This is a genomic window from Streptomyces sp. NPDC051173, from assembly GCF_040689515.1.
Classification (GTDB): domain Bacteria; phylum Actinomycetota; class Actinomycetes; order Streptomycetales; family Streptomycetaceae; genus Streptomyces.
Window position 1 is genome coordinate 34,778 of sequence record NZ_JBFBBD010000004.1, and the last position, 18,679, is coordinate 53,456.

At 73.0% G+C, this 18,679-nt stretch carries 18 protein-coding genes and 2 tRNA genes; 7 read left to right on the forward strand and 13 right to left on the reverse strand.

What is annotated here, in order from left to right:
• Positions 1-53: 53 nt before the first annotated feature.
• From def to AB0435_RS03865, 8 genes are all read right to left on the reverse strand, one after another.
• Entirely contained in the window at positions 54-683 is a 630-nt protein-coding gene (gene def / locus AB0435_RS03830) for a peptide deformylase (RefSeq protein ID WP_366002712.1), read from the reverse strand.
• 85 nt (positions 684-768) lie between these two features.
• Entirely contained in the window at positions 769-1,755 is a 987-nt protein-coding gene (locus AB0435_RS03835; protein ID WP_366002713.1) for a hypothetical protein, read from the reverse strand.
• Positions 1,756-2,012: 257 nt separating this feature from the next.
• Positions 2,013-3,170, reverse strand: coding sequence for an HD domain-containing protein (locus AB0435_RS03840; protein ID WP_366002832.1), 1,158 nt, complete (start codon positions 3,168-3,170; stop codon positions 2,013-2,015).
• A gap of 158 nt (positions 3,171-3,328) precedes the next feature.
• A complete protein-coding gene (locus tag AB0435_RS03845) occupies positions 3,329-4,657 on the reverse strand; it encodes an HD-GYP domain-containing protein (RefSeq protein WP_366002714.1) in 1,329 nt (442 codons plus the stop codon).
• A 227-nt stretch (positions 4,658-4,884) separates the two neighbouring features.
• Positions 4,885-5,232 (reverse strand): mycothiol system anti-sigma-R factor, encoded by a 348-nt coding sequence (rsrA, locus tag AB0435_RS03850; RefSeq protein ID WP_366002715.1) that lies wholly within the window; start codon positions 5,230-5,232, stop codon positions 4,885-4,887.
• Complete coding sequence (locus AB0435_RS03855; RefSeq protein WP_361531846.1) at positions 5,229-5,909, reverse strand: sigma-70 family RNA polymerase sigma factor; 681 nt, start codon at positions 5,907-5,909, stop codon at positions 5,229-5,231. The genes rsrA and AB0435_RS03855 overlap by 4 nt, the downstream gene beginning before the upstream one ends.
• A gap of 315 nt (positions 5,910-6,224) precedes the next feature.
• Positions 6,225-6,851 (reverse strand): alpha/beta family hydrolase, encoded by a 627-nt coding sequence (locus AB0435_RS03860; protein ID WP_366426141.1) that lies wholly within the window; start codon positions 6,849-6,851, stop codon positions 6,225-6,227.
• Positions 6,852-7,169: 318 nt separating this feature from the next.
• Positions 7,170-7,982, reverse strand: coding sequence for an SOS response-associated peptidase (locus tag AB0435_RS03865; protein ID WP_366426142.1), 813 nt, complete (start codon positions 7,980-7,982; stop codon positions 7,170-7,172).
• Positions 7,983-8,023: 41 nt separating this feature from the next.
• Here AB0435_RS03865 and AB0435_RS03870 point away from each other — a divergent pair, with 41 nt between their 5' ends.
• The 4 genes from AB0435_RS03870 to AB0435_RS03885 all read left to right on the forward strand — a co-directional run bounded on the left by AB0435_RS03870 (position 8,024) and on the right by AB0435_RS03885 (position 11,557).
• Positions 8,024-8,737, forward strand: coding sequence for a M50 family metallopeptidase (locus tag AB0435_RS03870; RefSeq protein ID WP_366002719.1), 714 nt, complete (start codon positions 8,024-8,026; stop codon positions 8,735-8,737).
• Positions 8,738-8,764: 27 nt separating this feature from the next.
• On the forward strand, positions 8,765-10,123 hold the full coding sequence (gene aroA, locus AB0435_RS03875) for a 3-phosphoshikimate 1-carboxyvinyltransferase (protein ID WP_366002720.1): 1,359 nt from the start codon (positions 8,765-8,767) through the stop codon (positions 10,121-10,123).
• Positions 10,124-10,141: 18 nt separating this feature from the next.
• Positions 10,142-11,146 (forward strand): ribosome small subunit-dependent GTPase A, encoded by a 1,005-nt coding sequence (rsgA, locus tag AB0435_RS03880; RefSeq protein WP_366002721.1) that lies wholly within the window; start codon positions 10,142-10,144, stop codon positions 11,144-11,146.
• A gap of 87 nt (positions 11,147-11,233) precedes the next feature.
• On the forward strand, positions 11,234-11,557 hold the full coding sequence (locus tag AB0435_RS03885; protein ID WP_361531828.1) for a multidrug efflux SMR transporter: 324 nt from the start codon (positions 11,234-11,236) through the stop codon (positions 11,555-11,557).
• A gap of 224 nt (positions 11,558-11,781) precedes the next feature.
• On the opposite strand, the gene AB0435_RS03890 is transcribed toward AB0435_RS03885, so the two are convergent.
• On the reverse strand, positions 11,782-12,429 hold the full coding sequence (locus AB0435_RS03890; RefSeq protein ID WP_366426143.1) for a TetR/AcrR family transcriptional regulator: 648 nt from the start codon (positions 12,427-12,429) through the stop codon (positions 11,782-11,784).
• A gap of 126 nt (positions 12,430-12,555) precedes the next feature.
• Here AB0435_RS03890 and hisN point away from each other — a divergent pair, with 126 nt between their 5' ends.
• Together hisN and AB0435_RS03900 are read left to right on the forward strand one after the other, a co-directional pair.
• A complete protein-coding gene (hisN, locus tag AB0435_RS03895; protein WP_366002723.1) occupies positions 12,556-13,350 on the forward strand; it encodes a histidinol-phosphatase in 795 nt (264 codons plus the stop codon).
• A 184-nt stretch (positions 13,351-13,534) separates the two neighbouring features.
• On the forward strand, positions 13,535-13,936 hold the full coding sequence (locus AB0435_RS03900; protein WP_366426144.1) for a CBS domain-containing protein: 402 nt from the start codon (positions 13,535-13,537) through the stop codon (positions 13,934-13,936).
• Positions 13,937-14,079: 143 nt separating this feature from the next.
• Here AB0435_RS03900 and AB0435_RS03905 read toward each other — a convergent pair whose 3' ends face one another.
• A complete protein-coding gene (locus tag AB0435_RS03905; RefSeq protein WP_366002725.1) occupies positions 14,080-15,555 on the reverse strand; it encodes a catalase in 1,476 nt (491 codons plus the stop codon).
• A 159-nt stretch (positions 15,556-15,714) separates the two neighbouring features.
• Here AB0435_RS03905 and AB0435_RS03910 point away from each other — a divergent pair, with 159 nt between their 5' ends.
• Positions 15,715-16,137, forward strand: a complete 423-nt coding sequence (locus AB0435_RS03910; RefSeq protein WP_366002726.1) for a Fur family transcriptional regulator — start codon at positions 15,715-15,717, stop codon at positions 16,135-16,137.
• Positions 16,138-16,198: 61 nt separating this feature from the next.
• On the opposite strand, the gene AB0435_RS03915 is transcribed toward AB0435_RS03910, so the two are convergent.
• The 3 genes from AB0435_RS03915 to AB0435_RS03925 form a co-directional block, all read right to left on the reverse strand.
• Positions 16,199-16,272, reverse strand: a tRNA-Met gene (locus tag AB0435_RS03915).
• Between the two features lie 205 nt (positions 16,273-16,477).
• Positions 16,478-18,361: a tetratricopeptide repeat protein gene (locus tag AB0435_RS03920; protein WP_366426145.1), complete on the reverse strand. Its 1,884-nt coding sequence runs from the start codon at positions 18,359-18,361 to the stop codon at positions 16,478-16,480.
• 235 nt (positions 18,362-18,596) lie between these two features.
• A tRNA-Met gene (locus AB0435_RS03925) sits at positions 18,597-18,670 on the reverse strand.
• Positions 18,671-18,679: the final 9 nt, after the last annotated feature.

The window sequence follows — 18,679 nt, forward strand, 5'->3', positions numbered from 1 at the left end:
CAAACGCCGGACGGGCTGAAATCGGGGGTCTGGGGGCTTGCCCGCCGCCGCGATCAGCCGTTCTCGACCACCGGATACCGCGGCGTCCCCTCCGCCATCTGGCGAAGCGCGTCCTTGCGGTCCCGCTTCGAGAGGCGGTCGATGTAGAGGTAGCCGTAGAGGTGGTCCGTCTCGTGCTGGAGGCAGCGCGCGAAATAGCCCGTGCCCTCGACAGCGATGGGGTTGCCCTTGGCGTCCTGGCCGCGGACGACCGCGTAGTCCGGGCGGGCCAGCTCCGCGTAGGCGGTCGGGACGGACAGGCAGCCCTCGTTGGAGTCGTCGAGGACGCGGCGGTCGGCCGGGAGCTCGTCGAGGACGGGGTTGCAGACGGCGCCCACGTGCCGTACGCCCTCGTCGTCCATGCAGTCGTAGACGAAGACCTTGAGGTCGACGCCGATCTGGTTGGCGGCCAGGCCCACGCCCTCGGCGGTGCGCTGGCTGGCGAACATGTCGTCGATGAGCTGCGCGAGCTCGTCGTCGAACGAGGTGACGTCCTTGCACTCCTTGTGCAGCACCGGGTTGCCGACGACGGTGATCGGGCGGGACGTGCCGCGCTCACGGTGTGCGAGCTCGCGCTCCTCGCAGTCCTCGGTGTCCACGATGAACTCGTCGTTCACCGGCTGCTGAGTCTCTTGCTGCGCCATGCCGCCGTTACGCCTCTCTCAAAACCCGAATCTCAAAACCCGAAAAAATGATGCCTGTACAGTGTAAGGGAGCCATGGGGCGCCCTCAGCAGACTTCCTCGAGATCGCGCCATTCACGCGTGTCCGGGCTGTCGGCGACCCAGCCGTCGAGCAGGCCCCGGACGAGCCCGGCGGGGGCGGCGATGCCGCACTCGCGCTCGGGCACCCAGAGCGAGCCGGAGCCGGCCGTGCGGTGGCCCAGCGGGCCCGGGTGGCCCGGCTCGCTGTGGTCGTGCGGGTCGAGGTGCTCGCCGTCGCCCTCGTCGCTGGGCATCCGGCTCTCGGAGCAGGTGCGGCACAGCAGCCGCACGGAGGAGGACCAGTCCTCGGCCGCGAAGCCCGCGTCGGCGGCGAGCCGCTCCAGGGCGTCCCGGTCGGCCTCGGTGGCGGCCTCCAGGAGGACCACCCAGGTCGGCACGGGCGAGGGGGCCCACAGCTCGATCTCGTCGAAGACGGGGTAGGAGGGCCCGGCGGCGGTGACCCGCTCGCCGTGCGGGACGCCGTCGTGCAGCACGACCTCGCCCCAGCGCCGCCCGGAGGAGGGCAGCGGGATGGAGAGGACCTCCATCCGGGCGGGGTCGAGCCGGCGGCCCCAGACGACCTCCGCCTCGCCCTCCGGCGAGAGCCGTACGGCCGCGCTGCCGAGCTCCATGCCGACCGGCTCCCCGGCCGGGGCGGCCTCGCCGGGCACCCGCAGGCCGTACGCCTGCCAGGCGCGGCGGGCCAGCGGCCAGTCCTGGAGGGCGGTGGCGGCGATGCCCACGTTCCACCAGTCGGGGGCGCCCGCCTCGCGGTCCAGCAGGGCGACGGCCCGCAGCCCCGCGGCGCGGGCCTGCTCCCAGTCGTGCCGGAACTTGTGCAGCAGGGCGAGGTTGAACCACGACTCGGACAGCCACGGCTCCATGTCGACGGCACGGGTCAGCAGCGCTCCCGCGTCCTCGTACCGGCCGTCGCCGATCAAAGTGAAAGCACGGTCGGTGGCCTGCCGCCACGAGGCGGAAGGCCGATGCCGTACCTTGCCGAAGATCCTCACGATTCCCGCCTGCCGGTTTCTGCGTGCGACCACGCCGGATGACCCAGGTGACGGTCGCCGTCCTCCCTGACGACAACCTGCCACATCTCTCTTGCTCCGGGAAGCTGCGCCCGCCACTCCTCGAGGGCGACGCGCGCGGCACCCCCCGTAGTCCGCGCTCTGTGTGTCGTTTTCTTCTCTTCGCATCCAACCATGCCCCTTTGGACGCCCGCTCATTACCCGTGGGTTCAGCGACCGCGCGGGCTTTGGCGGGACTCCTACGGCGCCGGGGGCGGGGTCCGGGGCGGGCAGGGGGCCCGCGCCAGCACCCGGGCCAGGGCCTCCACGACCTGTGGATCGTGGTCGTGGGCCGTGGCCAGGCGCAGTCGCTCCAGGGCGCGCAGCGGGCCGCAGGCGGCGGTCCCCGCGAGGTCGTCGTAGGCGTTGACCGTGCGGACGATCCGGGCGGTGAGCGGTTGCTCACGGAACGGGTCGGCCTGGCGCTCCACGACCACCGCGACCTCGGCGGGGACCCCGGTCTGCCGGACGACCGCGCCGCCCAGCAGGGCGATGCGGCGGCGTTCGGCGGGTGGCAGGAGTTCGGTCGCCCCGGCGGGCACGGGGTCGAGCAGCGAGAGCTGGCCGATGTCGTGCATCAGCGCCGCGTACTCCACCACGGTGAGATCCGCCTCGGCCAGGCCGAGCTCACGGCCGGTGGCGCGGCTGAGCGCGGCCACGCGGCGGGCGTGCCCGGCCGGGGTGTGCCCGGCGATCTCCGTGGAGCGCGCCAGGGAGGCGATGGTCTGGTGGCAGGTGGCGCGCACGGCGGTGTAGCGGCGGAAGGACAGCTGGGTGAGCAGCAGCGGCAGGCAGAAGACCGGCAGTGCCCAGAGCCCGGCGACGGCCACGGCGAGGGCCATGACCACGCCGGTCGCGCAGATCGCCGTGCCGATGCCGGGCAGGGCGCGCAGTTCGTCGCGCAGGGCCGGGCCGTACGGGCCGCCGGTGCGGGCCCGGGACAGGGCGGCGGCCAGGACGGCGTCGCACAGGGCGGTCAGGGCGAGCAGGAGCAGCAGGAACGGCGCGTAGTACGGGCTGTGGCCGGGCCAGCGGTCGAGGGCTCCGGAGTTGTGCAGGGGCTGGAAGCAGACGGCGGCGAAGCCGGTGGTGAGCAGGCGGCGCGCGAGGTGGTCGCGCGCGGGCGGGCGGCCCAGGGCGCCGGCGAGCGTGGCGGCGAGGACGACGGCGACGACCTGGGCCGGGCCGTGCGTGGTGGGCTGCCCGCCGACCTCGCCGAGCAGGGCGTACGCCAGCGCCCCGGCGGCGCCGACGGGCGCGGTCTCGCGGGCTTCCGCGGCGGCGGTGGGGCGCCGCCGGACGGCCTCGCCGAGGGTGATCAACACTCCGTAGGCGAGGGCCACTTGGGGCTGGGCCATCCCCTGCCGGGCGGTCCACGCGAGCGCGGTCACGGCGACGGCCGCGGCGGCGGTGTGCACCCAGCGGACGATCAGGGTGCCGTCCGGACCTGTCGTGGATGCCGAGGCCGCCGGAGATCTTCCGGATGTCGAGGACGCCGAGGACGCCGAATATGCGGTCATCCCTCGCCGCCGTGAAGAGTCGCTCCGGTGACCGAATCCCTCACAGAAGGGACGTTTCCGCTGGGCAGAATTATGCATTCCGTGAGCACGGAGCCCTCCGAGGTGACGGCCGGGTGCCAGCCGTGCCGGTCGAGCGCGGCCTCCAGCGCCTCGACCATGTGCGGGTCGAACTGGGTGCCGGAACAGCGGTGCAGCTCCGCCATCGCGACGGCGACCGGCCGGGCCCGGCTGTAGCTGCGGGTGGAGGTCATCGCGTCGAAGGCGTCGGCGACGGCGACGATCCGCGCGAACTGCGGGATCTGCCGGCCGCTGAGCCCGTACGGATAGCCGCTGCCGTCCAGCCGCTCGTGGTGGTGGAGGATCGCGGCGCGCGCCTCGTCCAGGAAGCCGATGCCGCGGACCATCTCGTGGCCGTACTCCGGGTGCAGCTCGATCAGGCGCCGCTCCTCGGGCGTCAGGGGGCCGTCCTTGCGCAACAGCCGGGTGGGGATGCCGAGTTTGCCGATGTCGTGCAGGATGCCCGCGAAGCGCAGTGCCTCCAGCCGCTCCCCCGCCATGCCCAGCTCTCGGGCGATCAGCACCGACGCGCGGCCGACGCGCTCGCTGTGGCCGCGGGTGTAGCGGTCCTTGAGGTCGACGGCCTGCACCAGGGCCCGGATCGTGGCCTGGTGGGCGGCGCGCTCCCGCTCGTAGCGGTCCAGGAACCAGGACGAGACCGACATGGGCAGCAGTACGAGCAGGGCCGCCAGCGGCCCGTACGCGCTGCGCCAGAGCAGCGCCGTCATCAGGCCCGTCGGCCCGTGCACCAGCGCGGGCAGCAGCGGGCCCGGCAGCAGGCCGCACCAGGCGGCCCGCGGCGAGCGGCGCTCTGCGGTGAACCGGATGACGCCGTCGAGGACGGCGGTGACGAGACAGAAGGCGAGCGCGGCCGCGAGGGCGGGCACGAGCGCCACCGTGAACGCGGCGCGGTCGGGGGCCGTGCCGGCGAAGACGTACGAGGCGGCGCACGCGGCGAGCGACAGCTGGGCCGCGTGCCACCAGCGCCGCACCCACACCGGGCGCTGCTCGACGCGGCCCGCGAGCGCGCCGGGGACGGCGACGAGCGCGGCGGCGGCCGGTGGCAGCAGGAACGCCCCGGCGAGCAGGACGGGGAGGGTCAGCGTGCGGCGGGGCAGCCGCTCGCAGGCCGCGCAGACGGCGGCGAGCAGGGCGATCGCGGTCCAGGGGGTCGCGGTTCCGGCCCGTACGGCGGGCGCGGCGCACAGGGCCGCGGCGACCACGGCACACGCGACACAGCCGCGTGCCACCGCCGGAATTGCCCACATGGCGCGTCCTCCCCGTCCCGTACGAAGCAGGCCAGCTTGCCGTCAGGATGGGGAGAATAGGCTGAGGGGACGCTCAGGAACGGCGCATTCGGGTATTACCCCGGCCGAACCGACCGGTTGCACACCTTCGGGTGATGTTCCCCAGGGAGGGCGTTTGTCCTGAGGACCCTGAGGACGGGAGCCAGGCGCAAGGGCGCGGCCCGCGCCGGGACTGCAGAGCGCGCGGCTCAGTCCTGCGCGAGCTTGCCCGCCGCCTCGGCCGACCTGGCGGCCTCCGCCGCCCTGGCCTCGGCCACCACGTCGTGGTCCGGCACCGACTGCCCGGCGCGGATCAGCTCGATGCGGCCCATGACCTTGGAGCGGAGGTCGGCGGGGACGTCGTCGTGGCCGCAGCAGCGCTTGACGAGCTTCTTCACCGCCTGCTCCAGGCCGTACTTCTCCAGGCAGGGGGAGCACTCGTCGATGTGCACCTCGAACTTGGCGCAGTCGCCGTCGGGCATCTCGTGGTCGAGGAACTCGTAGAGATGGTCGAGGACTTCAGAGCAGTCCGTCTCGTGCGGGTCTCCGCAGCTCATGAGTCCGAGCCTTTCCGATTGTGCGACTCGTCGGAACCGTTCGGCGCCGGGGCCGTACCCGCCGGGACCAGACCGCGCTCGCGGGCGTAGTCCTCCAGCATTCCGCGCAGCTGACGGCGGCCCCGGTGCAGCCGGGACATGACCGTGCCGATGGGCGTACCCATGATGTCCGCGATCTCCTTGTAGGCAAAGCCCTCCACATCCGCGAGATAGACCGCTATGCGGAATTCCTCGGGAATGGCCTGAAGGGCCTCCTTGACGTCGGAGTCCGGGAGGTGGTCCAGGGCCTGGGACTCGGCCGAGCGCAGGCCGGTCGACATGTGCGACTCGGCGCGGGCGAGCTGCCAGTCCTCGATCTCCTCCGACGCGCTGCGCAGGGGCTCACGCTGCTTCTTGCGGTAGGAGTTGATGAACGTGTTGGTCAGGATGCGGTACAGCCACGCCTTGAGGTTCGTACCGTCGCGGAACTGATGGAAGGAGGCGTACGCCTTCGCGTACGTCTCCTGGACCAGGTCCTCCGCGTCAGCGGGGTTGCGCGTCATGCGCAGGGCGGCCGAGTACATCTGGTCGAGGAAGGTCAGCGCGTCCCGCTCGAAGCGGGCGTTGCGTTCGGCGGCGCTTTCGGCGCCGACGACTCCGTCATCGGTCCCCTCGTCGGTCCCAGCGACCGGACCCACCTCCTCCGACACCCTGGCGGAACCGGAAACGGACCCGCTCGAATCGGAGAATAGACGACGATCCGGCCCGTCCGCCGCTCCAGGAGAAGCGGGCTGCGCCACATGCAGCGCCGACCACCCCAGGTCAGCCGTCTGCGGGCGGGACAGGCATGCGGTCGAACCCATGCTGAGAGCTCCCATTCCTCTGTCGTGCCAGTGCGTGGTGACGTTGTGCACAACAGCGGCGCCCGGCCACGCATTCCCGGCCGGCGGGACGTGATCGGGCGGCGGCCGAACGGGTCAGCCGGGCAGCCCCGCGAGCCACTCGGCGACCGGTCAGCCGGGCAGCCCGGCGAGCCACTCGGCGACCGCCTCGGTGATCACCGCGAGGGCGCCGTCCTGGCCGATGGCCGCCTTCTTCGGCACGGCGAAGCCGTGGTCACCGTCCGGCACCGGGACCAGGCGCGTGCCGGACGGGAATTCCTCGGGACGGCCGAACGGGTCCTTCGCGCCCTGGACGACGAGAGTGGGCAGGGCGGCGCCCGTCAGCTCCTCCGCGCGGGACTTCTCCGGCTTGCCCGGCGGGTGCAGCGGGAAGCTCAGCGCGAGGACGGCGACGGCGCCCAGCTCCCTCGCCGTACGGCAGGCGACGCGCGCGCCGGCGCTCCTGCCTCCCGCGACGACCGGCCCGCCGCGCTCCGCGACCGCCGGCCACAGGGCCGTCCACGCGGAGTCGAGCGTCTTCGGCGCCGGGGCGACCTTCTTGCCGGCGACGCGCCAGGGCTGCTCCACGAGGGCGACGGTGATGCCGTGCTCCGGCAGCGCGGCGGCGAGCGCTTGGAGGTCCCGCGCCTCCACGCCGCCGCCGGCGCCGTGGCCCAGGGCGAGGGTGAGCTTCGCGTTCTCGGCGTCGAACCAGTGGATTCGGGCGTCGCCGACGGGGGTGGGGGCTGTCTGGATCACGGGGCCATCTTGCCGCGGCTATGTCCGGGCGCGGGTCGTCTGCGCCTGCAGCGGGCTTTTTCCCCTACCCGCCCCTTCCCGGAACTGGGGGCAAGCCCCCAGACCCCCGCAACACGGCTTCGCCGCGTTGTCCTCAAACGCCGGAAGGGCGTTCACCGCCGCAGGCGGCAACGGCGGGACAGCCGGGGGGTCTGGGGCACGCGCCCCCCACGCGGCGGAGCCGCAGATCAGATGCAGCCGGGAAGGGGCGGGTAGGGGAACAAAGCGCCGCAGGCGCCAACCGACCCGCACCCGGGGGCAGGGGCACGAGCACCCCGCTCAGAACAGCGTCGACTCCTCCGGAGCCGGAAGCTCCGTCAGAAGTTCGGGCCCGTTGTTGCGCACGTCGCTCACAGAAGTCCGCACCGGATAGGCCCGTACGGACGTCCCCGCACCGGCCAGCACTTCCCGCAGCGCCTCCGCATCCATACAGGACGGATCCAGCCACGCACCCCACCGCTCCGGCGACAGCACCACCGGCATCCGCGGATGGATCTCCGCCAAGGACCGCGGCCCCTCCCCTCCCTCGGCGGCGAACGGCTCGGGGGACGCCTCCGTCGTGATCACGGTGCAGGTGGCCCACCAAGCCCGGGGGTGGTCGGCGGGCAGCGCCGGGTCGCGCCAGAACTCGTACAGACCGGCCATCGCCAGCACCGAGCCGTCCACCGGGGTCACGAAGTACGGCTGCTTGCGGGCCCGCTTCCGGCGGCCGAGCTCCTCCAGCTCGCGCTCGGCGGTGCCGGTGACCCACTCGTAGTAGCCGTCGGCGGGTATCAGACAGCGGCGCGACTCGAAGGCACGCCGGAAGGACGGCTTCTCGTGGGCCGTCTCCACCCGCGCGTTGATCATCTTCGCGGCGCCCTCGGGCGATTTCGCCCAGGACGGAACCAATCCCCACCGCAGCGAGCGGAGCTGGCGAACCGGACCGCGCTCCCTGGCGTCTTTCAGAGGACGTTCGAGCACCACGTGGACGCTCTTCGTCGGCGCGACGTTCCAGTCCGGGGCGAGCGTCTCCGCCGGTTCCCACTTCTCGACGCCGAAGAGCCCCACGAGATCCTCGGGACTCCGGCTCGCCGCATATCGACCACACATGTTCGCCACCCTGTCACGGACCCCCGAGGAGCCGCGCACAAATGGACAGCACCAACGCCACCGCCCTGTGGGACCGGGTGGTCGCGACCCAGCCCGACCCCACACTGTGGCTGGTGGTCGCCACCGGGGTCGTCGCGCTCGCCGCGGTCGTCCCGCGCCGCGTCTGGCTGATCACCCGCAACGCGATAACCATCGCCCACGAGGGCGGCCACGGCCTCGTGGCCCTGCTCAGCGGCCGCCGCCTGGACGGCATCCGGCTGCACTCCGACACCTCCGGGCTGACGGTCTCCCGGGGCAGGCCCACCGGCCTCGGCATGATCCTCACCGCGGCCGCGGGCTACACCGCCCCCTCGCTCCTCGGCCTCGGCGGCGCCTGGCTGCTCGCCGCCGGACACATCACGGCCCTGCTGTGGGGCGCCACCGCGCTGCTCGCCGCGCTGCTGGTGATGGTCCGCAACGCCTTCGGCGTGCTGACCGTGGTGCTGACCGGCGCCACCTTCGTCCTGGTCTCCTGGCTCGCGGGCCCGGCGGTGCAGGCGCTGTTCGCGTACGGGGTCGTCTGGTTCATGCTGCTCGGCGGGGTCCGGCCCGCCTTCGAGCTCCAGGCGAAGCGGCGGCACGGCCACGCGGGCGACTCCGACGCCGACCAGCTCGCCCGCCTCACGAACGTGCCCCCGCTCGTCTGGCTGCTCTTCTTCCACGTGGTCTCGCTGTGCGCGCTGACCGGCGGGGGCCGCTGGCTGCTCGGGCTGTGACCACGTACGAGCCACTAAGGTAAAGACATGACCGAGAGCCCTGCGCACACCGACCTCTGGCCTGCCCCCCTCGCGAGCGGGGCCGTCGACGCGACCGTCACCGTGCCGGGATCGAAATCGGTCACCAACCGCGCGCTGGTCCTCGCGGCGCTGGCCGCCGAGCCCGGCTGGGTCCGCCGGCCGCTGCGCTCACGGGACACCTTGCTGATGGCCGAGGCGCTGCGCGCCATGGGCGTGGGCATCGAGGAGACCGTCTCGTCGTCCTCCACGGGCGCCGGTTCGGGCGAGGCCTGGCGGGTGATCCCCGCGCGGCTGCACGGCCCGGCCACCGTCGACGTCGGCAACGCCGGCACGGTCATGCGCTTCCTGCCGCCCGTAGCCGCCCTCGCCGACGGCCCGATCCGCTTCGACGGCGACCCGCGCAGCTACGAGCGGCCGCTGCACGGCGTGATCGACGCGCTGCGCGCCCTGGGCGCCCGCATCGACGACGACCAGCGGGGCGCGCTGCCGCTGACCGTGCACGGCGGCGGCGCGCTGGACGGCGGGACGGTCGAGATCGACGCGTCCTCGTCCTCACAGTTCGTCAGCGCCCTGCTGCTGTCCGCGCCGCGCTTCAACCAGGGCGTCGAGGTGCGGCACACCGGTGCCGTCCTGCCGTCGATGCCGCACATCCGGATGACCGTGGACATGCTGCGCATGGCCGGCGCCCAGGTCGACACCCCGGAGTCGGGCGGCGAGGCCGATGTCTGGCGGGTCTCCCCCAGCGCGCTCCTGGGCCGCGACATCGTCGTGGAGCCCGATCTGTCCAACGCGGCGCCGTTCCTGGCCGCGGCCCTCGTCACCGGCGGCCGGGTCACCATCCCCGACTGGCCCGAGCGCACCACCCAGCCCGGCGACGCGCTGCGCGACATCTTCACCGCGATGGGCGGCAGCTGCGAGCTGTCCGACGCCGGCCTGACCTTCACCGGCACGGGCCGGATCACCGGCATCGAGGCCGATCTGCACGAGGTCGGCGAGCTGACCCCGGTGATCGCGGCGGTCGCCGCGCTCGCCGACTCCGAGTCCGTCCTGAGCGGCATCGCGCACCTGCGGCTGCACGAGACGGACCGGCTGGCCGCGCTCGCCAAGGAGATCAACGAGCTCGGCGGCGACGTCGCCGAGACCGAGGACGGCCTGCGCATCCGCCCGCGCCCGCTGCACGGCGGTGTCTTCCACACCTACGAGGACCACCGGCTGGCCACCGCGGCGGCCGTGATCGGCCTCGCCGTCGACGGCGTCCAGGTGGAGAACGTCGCGACGACCGCCAAGACCCTGCCGGACTTCCCGGAGCTGTGGACCGGGATGCTGGGGCCCGTCGCGGGGGCGACGACGGTGTCGAGAGCCTGAGAAGAGCGGAAGAGCACCATGCGCCGCTACGGCAAGAACCCCGACGAGGACGACATCCGCGTCCGCCCCAACCGCAAGGGCAACCGGCCCCGCACCAACATCCGCCCGAAGCACGAGGACGCCGCCGAGGGCTTCGTCCTCACCGTCGACCGGGGCCGGCTCCACGTCCTCGTCGAGGACCGCACCATCATCGCGATGAAGGCGCGTGAGCTGGGGCGCAAGGGGGCCGTGGTCGGGGACCGGGTCGCGGTGGTCGGCGACCTCAGCGGCGCCAAGGACACCCTCGCGCGGATCGTCCGGGTCGAGGAGCGCTCCTCCGTGCTGCGCCGCACGGCCGACGACGACGACCCCTTCGAGCGGGTCGTCGTCGCCAACGCCGACCAGCTCGCGATCGTCACCGCCCTCGCCGACCCCGAGCCGCGCCCCCGCCTGATCGACCGCTGCCTGGTCGCGGCGTACGACGCGGGCCTGGAGCCGCTGCTCGTCCTGACGAAGTCGGACCTGGCCTCGCCGGACAAGCTGCTGGAGTCGTACGGCGCGCTGGGCGTGCCCCATGTGGTCACCAGCCGCGAGGAGTTGGCAGGCGGCGGGGCCGCCGAGCGGGTCCGGGAGCGGCTGACGGACCGGGTCACCGCCTTCGTCGGCCACTCCGGCGTCGGCAAGACCACGCTCGTCAACGCCCTCGTCGAACGGCAGCGGGCCACCGGCCACGTCAACGCCGTCACCGGCCGGGGCCGGCACACCACGACCTCGGCGCTGGCCCTGCCGCTGCCCGACGGCACCGGCTGGGTCATCGACACCCCGGGCGTGCGGTCCTTCGGCCTGCACCACGTGGACCCCTCCCGCGTCATCCTCGCCTTCCCCGACCTGGTGCCGGGCACCGAGGACTGCCCGCGCGCATGCAGCCACGACGAGCAGGACTGCGCACTGGACCAATGGGTCGAGGACGGACACGCCGATCCGCAGCGGCTCTACTCCCTGCGACGACTGCTTGCCACGAGGGAGCGGCGCGAAGGCGATTGATCGCCTACGTTTGCGAGTGACCGCCGATGGCAAGTGCAACAAACACACCGGCGCGAACGGCGGTCACGGAGACTCGGGAGGCAACTGATGGCGTGGCTGCTGGTCGTGGTCGCGGGCCTGCTGGAGACCGGCTTCGCCGTCTGTCTCAAGCTCTCGCACGGTTTCACGCGGCTGTGGCCGACGATCGCGTTCGCGTGCTTCGCACTCGGCAGCTTCGGACTGCTGACGCTGTCCCTGAAGAAGCTCGACGTGGGTCCGGCGTACGCGGTGTGGACGGGCATCGGCGCGGCCGGCACGGCGATCTACGGCATGATCTTCCTCGGCGACCTGGTCTCGACGCTGAAGCTCGTGTCGATCGGCCTGGTGATCCTGGGCGTGATGGGCCTTCAGCTCTCGGGCTCGGCGCATTGAGCAGGCTGCTGCCCCTTCCGTCGGGGTTGCTGTGAGTGAAGAGGTGTCTCTGGGGGCTGCGCCCCCAGACCCCCGCTTCGGGGCTCCGCCCCGGACCCCACCCGGAGGCTCCGGCCTCTGACCTCCGCGCCCTAGCGTTCGGCCACCGGCGACCCGCGGTCGTGAACCGGAGGGCGCACCCCGCCCCCGTAGGCGCGAGCCGCCCCCCGCCGAAAGCGGATGGCTCAAATCGTGCTGTCGCCCTCCCCGCCGCTCAGAAGGGCGCGGACCAGACGGGCGACTTGTCCGGTCGCCTCCTCGTGCGAGGCCGCCGGGGCGAGCACGTAGGACAGCGTCAGCCGGACGGCCGCCTCGCAGGCCCACAGCACCTTCTCCGCGGCGGGACCCGGCTCCGCACGCCCGAGGCCCGCCGTGACCGCGCGGGCCGTACGGTCACGGATCCCGTCGGCCAGCGCCCAGGGCGTGGGGGTGCCGCGCACCGGGGCGGGCCCGGACGGGCCGCGCGGGGAGGGCACGGCGGGTGCCGCGACGACGGGCAGCCGCTCACCGCGGCAGCCGGTCAGCGCGGCCCGTACGAGGGGGTTGGTGCGGGCCGTGCGCAGGATCCAGCCGGCCGCCGCGGCGCAGCGGTCACCGGCGTCGGCGGTGGTGCCCGCCTCGGCCAGGGCCCGCTCGACACCGGCGAGCAGGGCGTCCGCCTCGCGGCGCACCAGGGCGCGCGCGAGACCGGCCTTGCTGCCGAATTCGTTGTAGAGCGTCTGCCGGGACACCCCGGCCGCGACCGCGACGTCGACCATCCGGACCCCGCTCCAGGGCCGTCTGTCGAGCGCCGCGTAGGCCGCGTCCAGCAGGAGTTCTCGTGCCGCGGGCATCGTCGCCTCCCCGGCCGTGCGGCCGCACGGCGGTAGTGGCCACAGAATTGACGTGCGTCCGGACGGTGTCAAGAGTCCCGGGCGGGCCGTCGGGGTACTGAGGGTGCCCACGGGTACTGTTCAGCCATGTCCGACTACCACGATGATCTGCGCCTGGCCCACGTCCTGGCGGACGCCGCCGATGCGGCGACCATGGACCGGTTCAAGGCCCTCGACCTCAAGGTCGAGACGAAACCGGACATGACTCCGGTGAGCGAGGCGGACAAGGCCGCCGAGGAGCTGATCCGCGGCCAGCTCCAGCGCGCCCGGCCGCGCGACGCCGTGCTGGGCGAGGAGTTCGGCAGCGAGGGCACGGGCCCGCGCCGCTGGGTGATCGACCCCATCGACGGCACCAAGAACTACGTGCGCGGGGTGCCGGTCTGGGCCACCCTCATCTCTCTGACGGTGCAGGTCGAGGGCGGCTTCGAGCCCGTCGTCGGCGTGGTCTCGGCGCCCGCGCTGGGCCGCCGCTGGTGGGCGGCGAAGGGCTCGGGCGCCTTCACCGGGCGCAGCCTGCTCTCGGCGAGCCGGCTCCAGGTCTCGCGGGTCGGCCGGATCGAGGACGCGTCCTTCGCGTACTCCTCGCTCACCGGCTGGGAGGAGCGCGGCCTGCTGCCCGGCTTCCTGGACCTGACGCGCGACTGCTGGCGGACGCGCGGCTACGGCGACTTCTGGCCGTACATGATGGTCGCCGAGGGCTCGGTGGACATCTGCGCGGAGCCGGAGCTGTCGCTGTGGGACATGGCGGCGAACGTGGTCATCGTCGAGGAGGCGGGCGGCCGCTTCACCGGCCTGGACGGCCGGCCGGGGCCGCACAGCGGTGACGCGGCGGCGTCGAACGGGCTGCTGCACGACGAGCTGCTGGGCTATCTGCGGACTTAGGACGCGCCCCCGGTTCAAACATGGGCGCGGGAGCAATGGGAAGCGGAGTTCCGGCTCCACGCGCCTCTTGTTGTGTCCGCGCGAACATGTGACGATGAGGAGCCCCACGCTTGTGAACTTGTGAACACCTTCTCGTCGCAGCGGTGTTCACGGGTCCACAGTCGCCAAGGAGGTGGCTCCGACCATGCTCGTCCGCGACGCCATGAGCACGGTGGTCCTCACCATCGGCCCCGCGCACACCCTTCGGCAGGCCGCGCGGCTGATGTCCGCGCGCAGGATCGGCGCGGCCGTCGTGCTCGACCCCGACACCTGCGGGCTCGGCATCCTCACCGAGCGCGACATCCTCAACTCCGTCGGCGCCGGCCAGGACCCGGACCGGGAGACCGCCCACGCCCACACCACCACGGACGTCGTCTTCGCGGCCCCCGAGTGGACGCTGGACGAGGCCGCCGCCGCCATGGCGCGCGGCGGCTTCCGGCATCTGATCGTCCTCGACGGCCAGGGTCCGGTCGGCGTGGTGTCGGTGCGCGACATCATCCGCTGCTGGGTGCCCGCACGGGCCCGGGCGGGCGCCCTGGCGCACTGACGGCCCGCCAGGGCCCCGCGGGCGGGCAGCCGGAGAGGCCGGAGCCCTTTGGCGTCCGGCCTCTCCGGTTCTTTCGGCAAGCCACTGGTGGGACGACCCCGGCCGGTGCACCGCCATGACGGCGGATCAGCCGGCCGACGGGGTCAGCCGCGCAGGGCCTGGACCGCGGCTTCCAGCCGCTTGCCGAAGTCGGGGTCCGCCTGGCGGAAGTTGTTGATCGCCCGCTCGGCGATGTCCTCGCGCGACACCTTGGCGATGAAGCCCGCGAGGTTGTCGACGAGACGGCCCTTCTCCCCCTCCGACATCAGCCGGTAGAGGTCGCCCGCCTGGACGAAGTCGTTGTCCTCGGCGTGCGAGGGGGTCTCGATGTTGCCCGTGGCGCCGGTGACGGGCAGCGGCTGCCACAGCGGACGGCCGGTCTGCGCCGGGCCGCCGAAGCTGTTGGGCTCGTAGTTCTTGGCGCGGCCGTGGCGGCCGTCGTACGCGTAGCCGTCGCGGCCGTACGTACGCGCCTCGGTGGCGTGCGGGCGGTTCACCGGCAGGTGGTCGGCGTTGATGCCGACGCGGTAGCGGTGGGCGTCGCCGTAGGCGAAGAGGCGGCCCTGGAGCATCTTGTCGGGCGACGGGCCGATGCCCGGGACGAAGTGCGCCGGGGAGAAGATGGACTGCTCGACCTCGGCGAAGATGTTCTCCGGGTTGCGGTTGAGCTCCAGCTTGCCGATCTCGATCGGCGGGTAGTCCTCGTGCGGCCACACCTTGGTGAGGTCGAAGGGGTTGAAGCGGTATGTGGCCGCGTCGGCCGCGGGCATGATCTGCACCTGCACGGTCCAGGACGGGAAGTCGCCGCGCTCGATGGCCTCGCGCAGGTCGCGCTGGTGGCTGTCGGGATCCTCACCGGCGAGCTCGTTCGCCTCCGCCTGGGTGAGGTTCTTGATGCCCTGGTCGGTCTTGAAGTGGTACTTGACCCAGAAGACCTCGCCGGCCTCGTTGTTCCACTGGAAGGTGTGCGAGCCGTAGCCGTTCATGTGGCGCAGCGTCGCGGGGATGCCGCGGTCGCCGAACAGCCAGGTCACCTGGTGCGTGGCCTCCGGCGACAGGCCCCAGAAGTCCCAGACGTTGTCCGCCTCCTGCGAGCCGGTGTACGGGTCGCGCTTCTGGGTGTGGATGAAGTCGGGGAACTTGATGGCGTCCCGGATGAAGAAGACCGGGGTGTTGTTGCCGACGAGGTCGTAGTTCCCCTCTTCGGTGTAGAACTTCAGCGCGAAACCGCGGGGGTCGCGCACCGCGTCGGCCGAGCCGAGGTTGCCGGCGACGGTGGAGAACCGCAGGAACGTCTCCGTCTGCTTGCCGACCTCGGAGAGGAACTTCGCCCGCGTCCACTGCGAGACGTCGCGGGTGAGCGTGAAGGTGCCGTACGCGCCGGCGCCGCGGGCGTGCACGATGCGCTCCGGGATCCGCTCGCGGTTGAAGTGCGCGAGCTTCTCCAGCAGCAGCTGGTCCTGGACCAGGACCGGACCGCCGATGCCCGCGGTCTCGCTGTTCTGGTTGTCCGCGACCGGAGCTCCGGACTCCGTGGTCAGCGGGCCCGCATTCGTCCTGGCCTCGCCCTGAACCGACACGTTCGCCTCCGTCTGATCGTCCTGCCACCTTGGCCTGAGCCGAGATCGATCCTACATTGGACTCTGTCTAAGTCAAGATGCTTCCCATGGCGATATCGGATCCAGGGGTGGACGAGGGCCGCTGCTACGCTGGTCCTATCTGACTGATAGGTGAATGGCATGAGTGACCTGCTGGAACGGCTCCGGGGACGCGGCTGGCGGCTGACCGCGCAGCGACGCGTCGTCGCCGAGGTCCTCGACGGGGACCACGTGCACTACACGGCGGACGAAGTGCACGCCAAGGCGGCGCACCTGCTGCCGGAGATCTCGCGTGCGACGGTGTACAACACCCTCGGGGAGCTGGTCTCCCTGGGCGAGGTCCTGGAGGTGAGCACGGACGGCCGCGCCAAGCGCTACGACCCGAACGCCCACCACGCGCACCAGCACCTGGTGTGCTCCCGGTGCGGCACGATCCGCGACGTCCACCCTTCGGGCGACCTGCTCGCGGAGCTCCCGCAGGACGAGCGCTTCGGCTTCCAGGTCGCGGCGGTCGAGGTCACCTACCGCGGCATCTGCCCGAACTGCACCTCCGCCGCCGTGTGAGGGCGGCCGGGCGAGCACGACAAAGGCCCGGATCCTGAGGATCCGGGCCTTTGTCCTTGAGTAGCGGGGACAGGATTTGAACCTGCGACCTCTGGGTTATGAGCCCAGCGAGCTACCGAGCTGCTCCACCCCGCGTCGGTAAACCAACCTTAACCCGCCCGGCCCAGCAGAAGCAAACGGCTCCGTCACTGCTCACCGGAGGGCTGGGGTCGAAGCCGTGTCACGGGGGCATTGCGCACCCGCATCAGCCACATCCAGCCCGTCCGGCGTTTGAGGACACCGCCGCGCAGCGGTGGTGCGCAGACGACACCACCCGCAGTCGAGCGCAAAGGCCCGCCGCCTAGGCGGTGAGCTCCTGCTGGAGCGCGTCCCGCAGCCGCGCGGCCCGCTCCGCGACCTCGGCGGGCCCCAGCCGCACCGCGCAGTCGCACCAGTGCCGCCCCTCGGTCAGGTCGCCGCGCCGCGCCGCCAGCAGGGCGAGCCGCAGCGCGGCACGCCCGTGCCCGGCCTCCGCCGCCCGTGCCCACCAGAGGGCCGCCTCCGGTTCGCTGCCCTCGCGGGCGAGGAGCAGTCCGAGGTTGAAGGCGCCGTTGCGGCTGCCCGCCTCGGCCGCCTCGCGGTACCAGTGCGCGGCCTCGACCACGTCGCCCCGCTCGGCGACGAGCATGCCGAGCCGCACCTGGGCGCGCCGGTGGCCCTGCCGGGCGGCCCTGCCGTACCACTCCTCGCACTCCTCGTGCGCGTGGTCGTCGCGGTCGAGCAGCGAGCCCAGCCGGAAGGCGGCCTCGGCGCTGCCGCCGCGCACGGCGATCCTCAGGTGGCGTTCCGCGGCCTCCTCGTCGCCGTCGCGCAGGAGGGCGATGGCGACCTGGAGGGCGGCTTCGGTGTGCCCGGCGGTGGCCGCGCGCTCGTACCACTGGAGGGCCATGCGCTCCTCGTCGCGCCCGGCGTAGAGGATGCCCAGGTTGAACGCGGCGTCGACACTGCCCGCCTCGGCCGCCTTGGAGAACCAGGGCTCGGCACCGGCCGCGTCGCCGCCCTGGAGCAGCAGTACGGCCAGCGCGTTGGCCGCCTCGCGGTGCCCGGCGTAGGCGGCGCGGCGGTACCACTGCTCGGCCTGCGCGGTGCGGCCCTGCTCGGCGCAGAGCAGGCCGAGGTTGTACGCGCCGTTGACGTCGCCGTGGTCGAGCGCCGTGCGGTACCAGCGCTCGGCCTCGCCGGACTCGCCGCGGTCGGCGTGCATGGCGCCGAGGGCGTTGGCGGCGTTGCCGTCGCCGTCCTGGGCGGCGCGGCGCCACCAGACGGCGGCGCTCTCGCAGTCACCGGCGTCGCGCAGCAGGAAGCCGAGCGCGCACGCGGCACGCGACTCGCCGTCCTTGGCGGAGGTCAGATACCAGCGCGCGGCCTCCTGGGTCTCGCCGCGGCCCTCCAGCAGCGTGCCGAGGTGCAGCGCGGCGCGGCGGTGGCCGCGGGCGGCGGCCTGGCGGTACCACTGCTCGGCCTCGCGGGCGGGGCCGCCGTCGCGGCTGTCCGCGGCGGCGGCCCGCAGCTCTCGGACGGAGGTCTCCACACCGCCGGGGCCGAGGCCGCCGGTGAGCCCACCTGCGCGGGCGCGGGGCGCCCTGCCGTCCAGGATGCGGGCCAGGCGGTACGCGGCCTCCCGGTGGCCGCGCTCGGCGGCGGCCCGGAACCAGCGCTCGGCGCCGACGTCGCTGCGGTGCTCCAGCAGGTCGGCCAGGGCATAGGCCCCGAGTGCGTGCCCGGATTCAGCCGATTGGCGCAGCCAGTACTCGGCGGCGGGCTCGTCGCCGCGCTCCCGGTGGTAGCGGCCGAGCGCGTGCGCGGCGGCGGCGGAGCCGGCGACGGCGGCGATCCGCCACCAGCCGGCGGCCTCGTCGCCGTAGCCGCGCTGGTGCAGCAGCACGCCGAGGTTGTTGGCGGCGGAGCGGTCCCCGTCGGCGGTGGCGGCCCGCAGGTGGCGCTCGGCGCCGTCCAGGTCGCCACGGCGCAGCAGGAGCGCGCCGAGCATGCTCAGGGCGGCCGGGTCGCCGGCCTCCGCGGCCCTGCGGCGCGCGGTCTCCAACTCGAGGTCGGCGGGGTCGCCGGCCTCGGCGGTCGCCGCCTGCGGCCCGTACGCCGTCAGGTCCTGCTCGCTCCCGTCACCGGGAGCCTCTACAAGCCGACGTGTCTCCCACAGCCTCGTCCTGTCCCCCATAAGCCCCATCGTCGCACCACCCGCAACCCGCGTACACCTGGTATGCCGCAGCCAGTGAGGTCACTTCAGCGTTTTGTCGACTTCCCGACTTCCCGACACGACGGGGCTCCAAACTCTCCACAGAAGCCCCGCACACAACCCGCACACACCGCGCCCTCCCGGACACCTCGCGGTACTACTGACCGCTCGGGTCCGGGCACACGACAAGGCCCGGAGTCCGAGGACTCCGGGCCTTGTCTTTGAGTAGCGGGGACAGGATTTGAACCTGCGACCTCTGGGTTATGAGCCCAGCGAGCTACCGAGCTGCTCCACCCCGCGCCGTTGTGT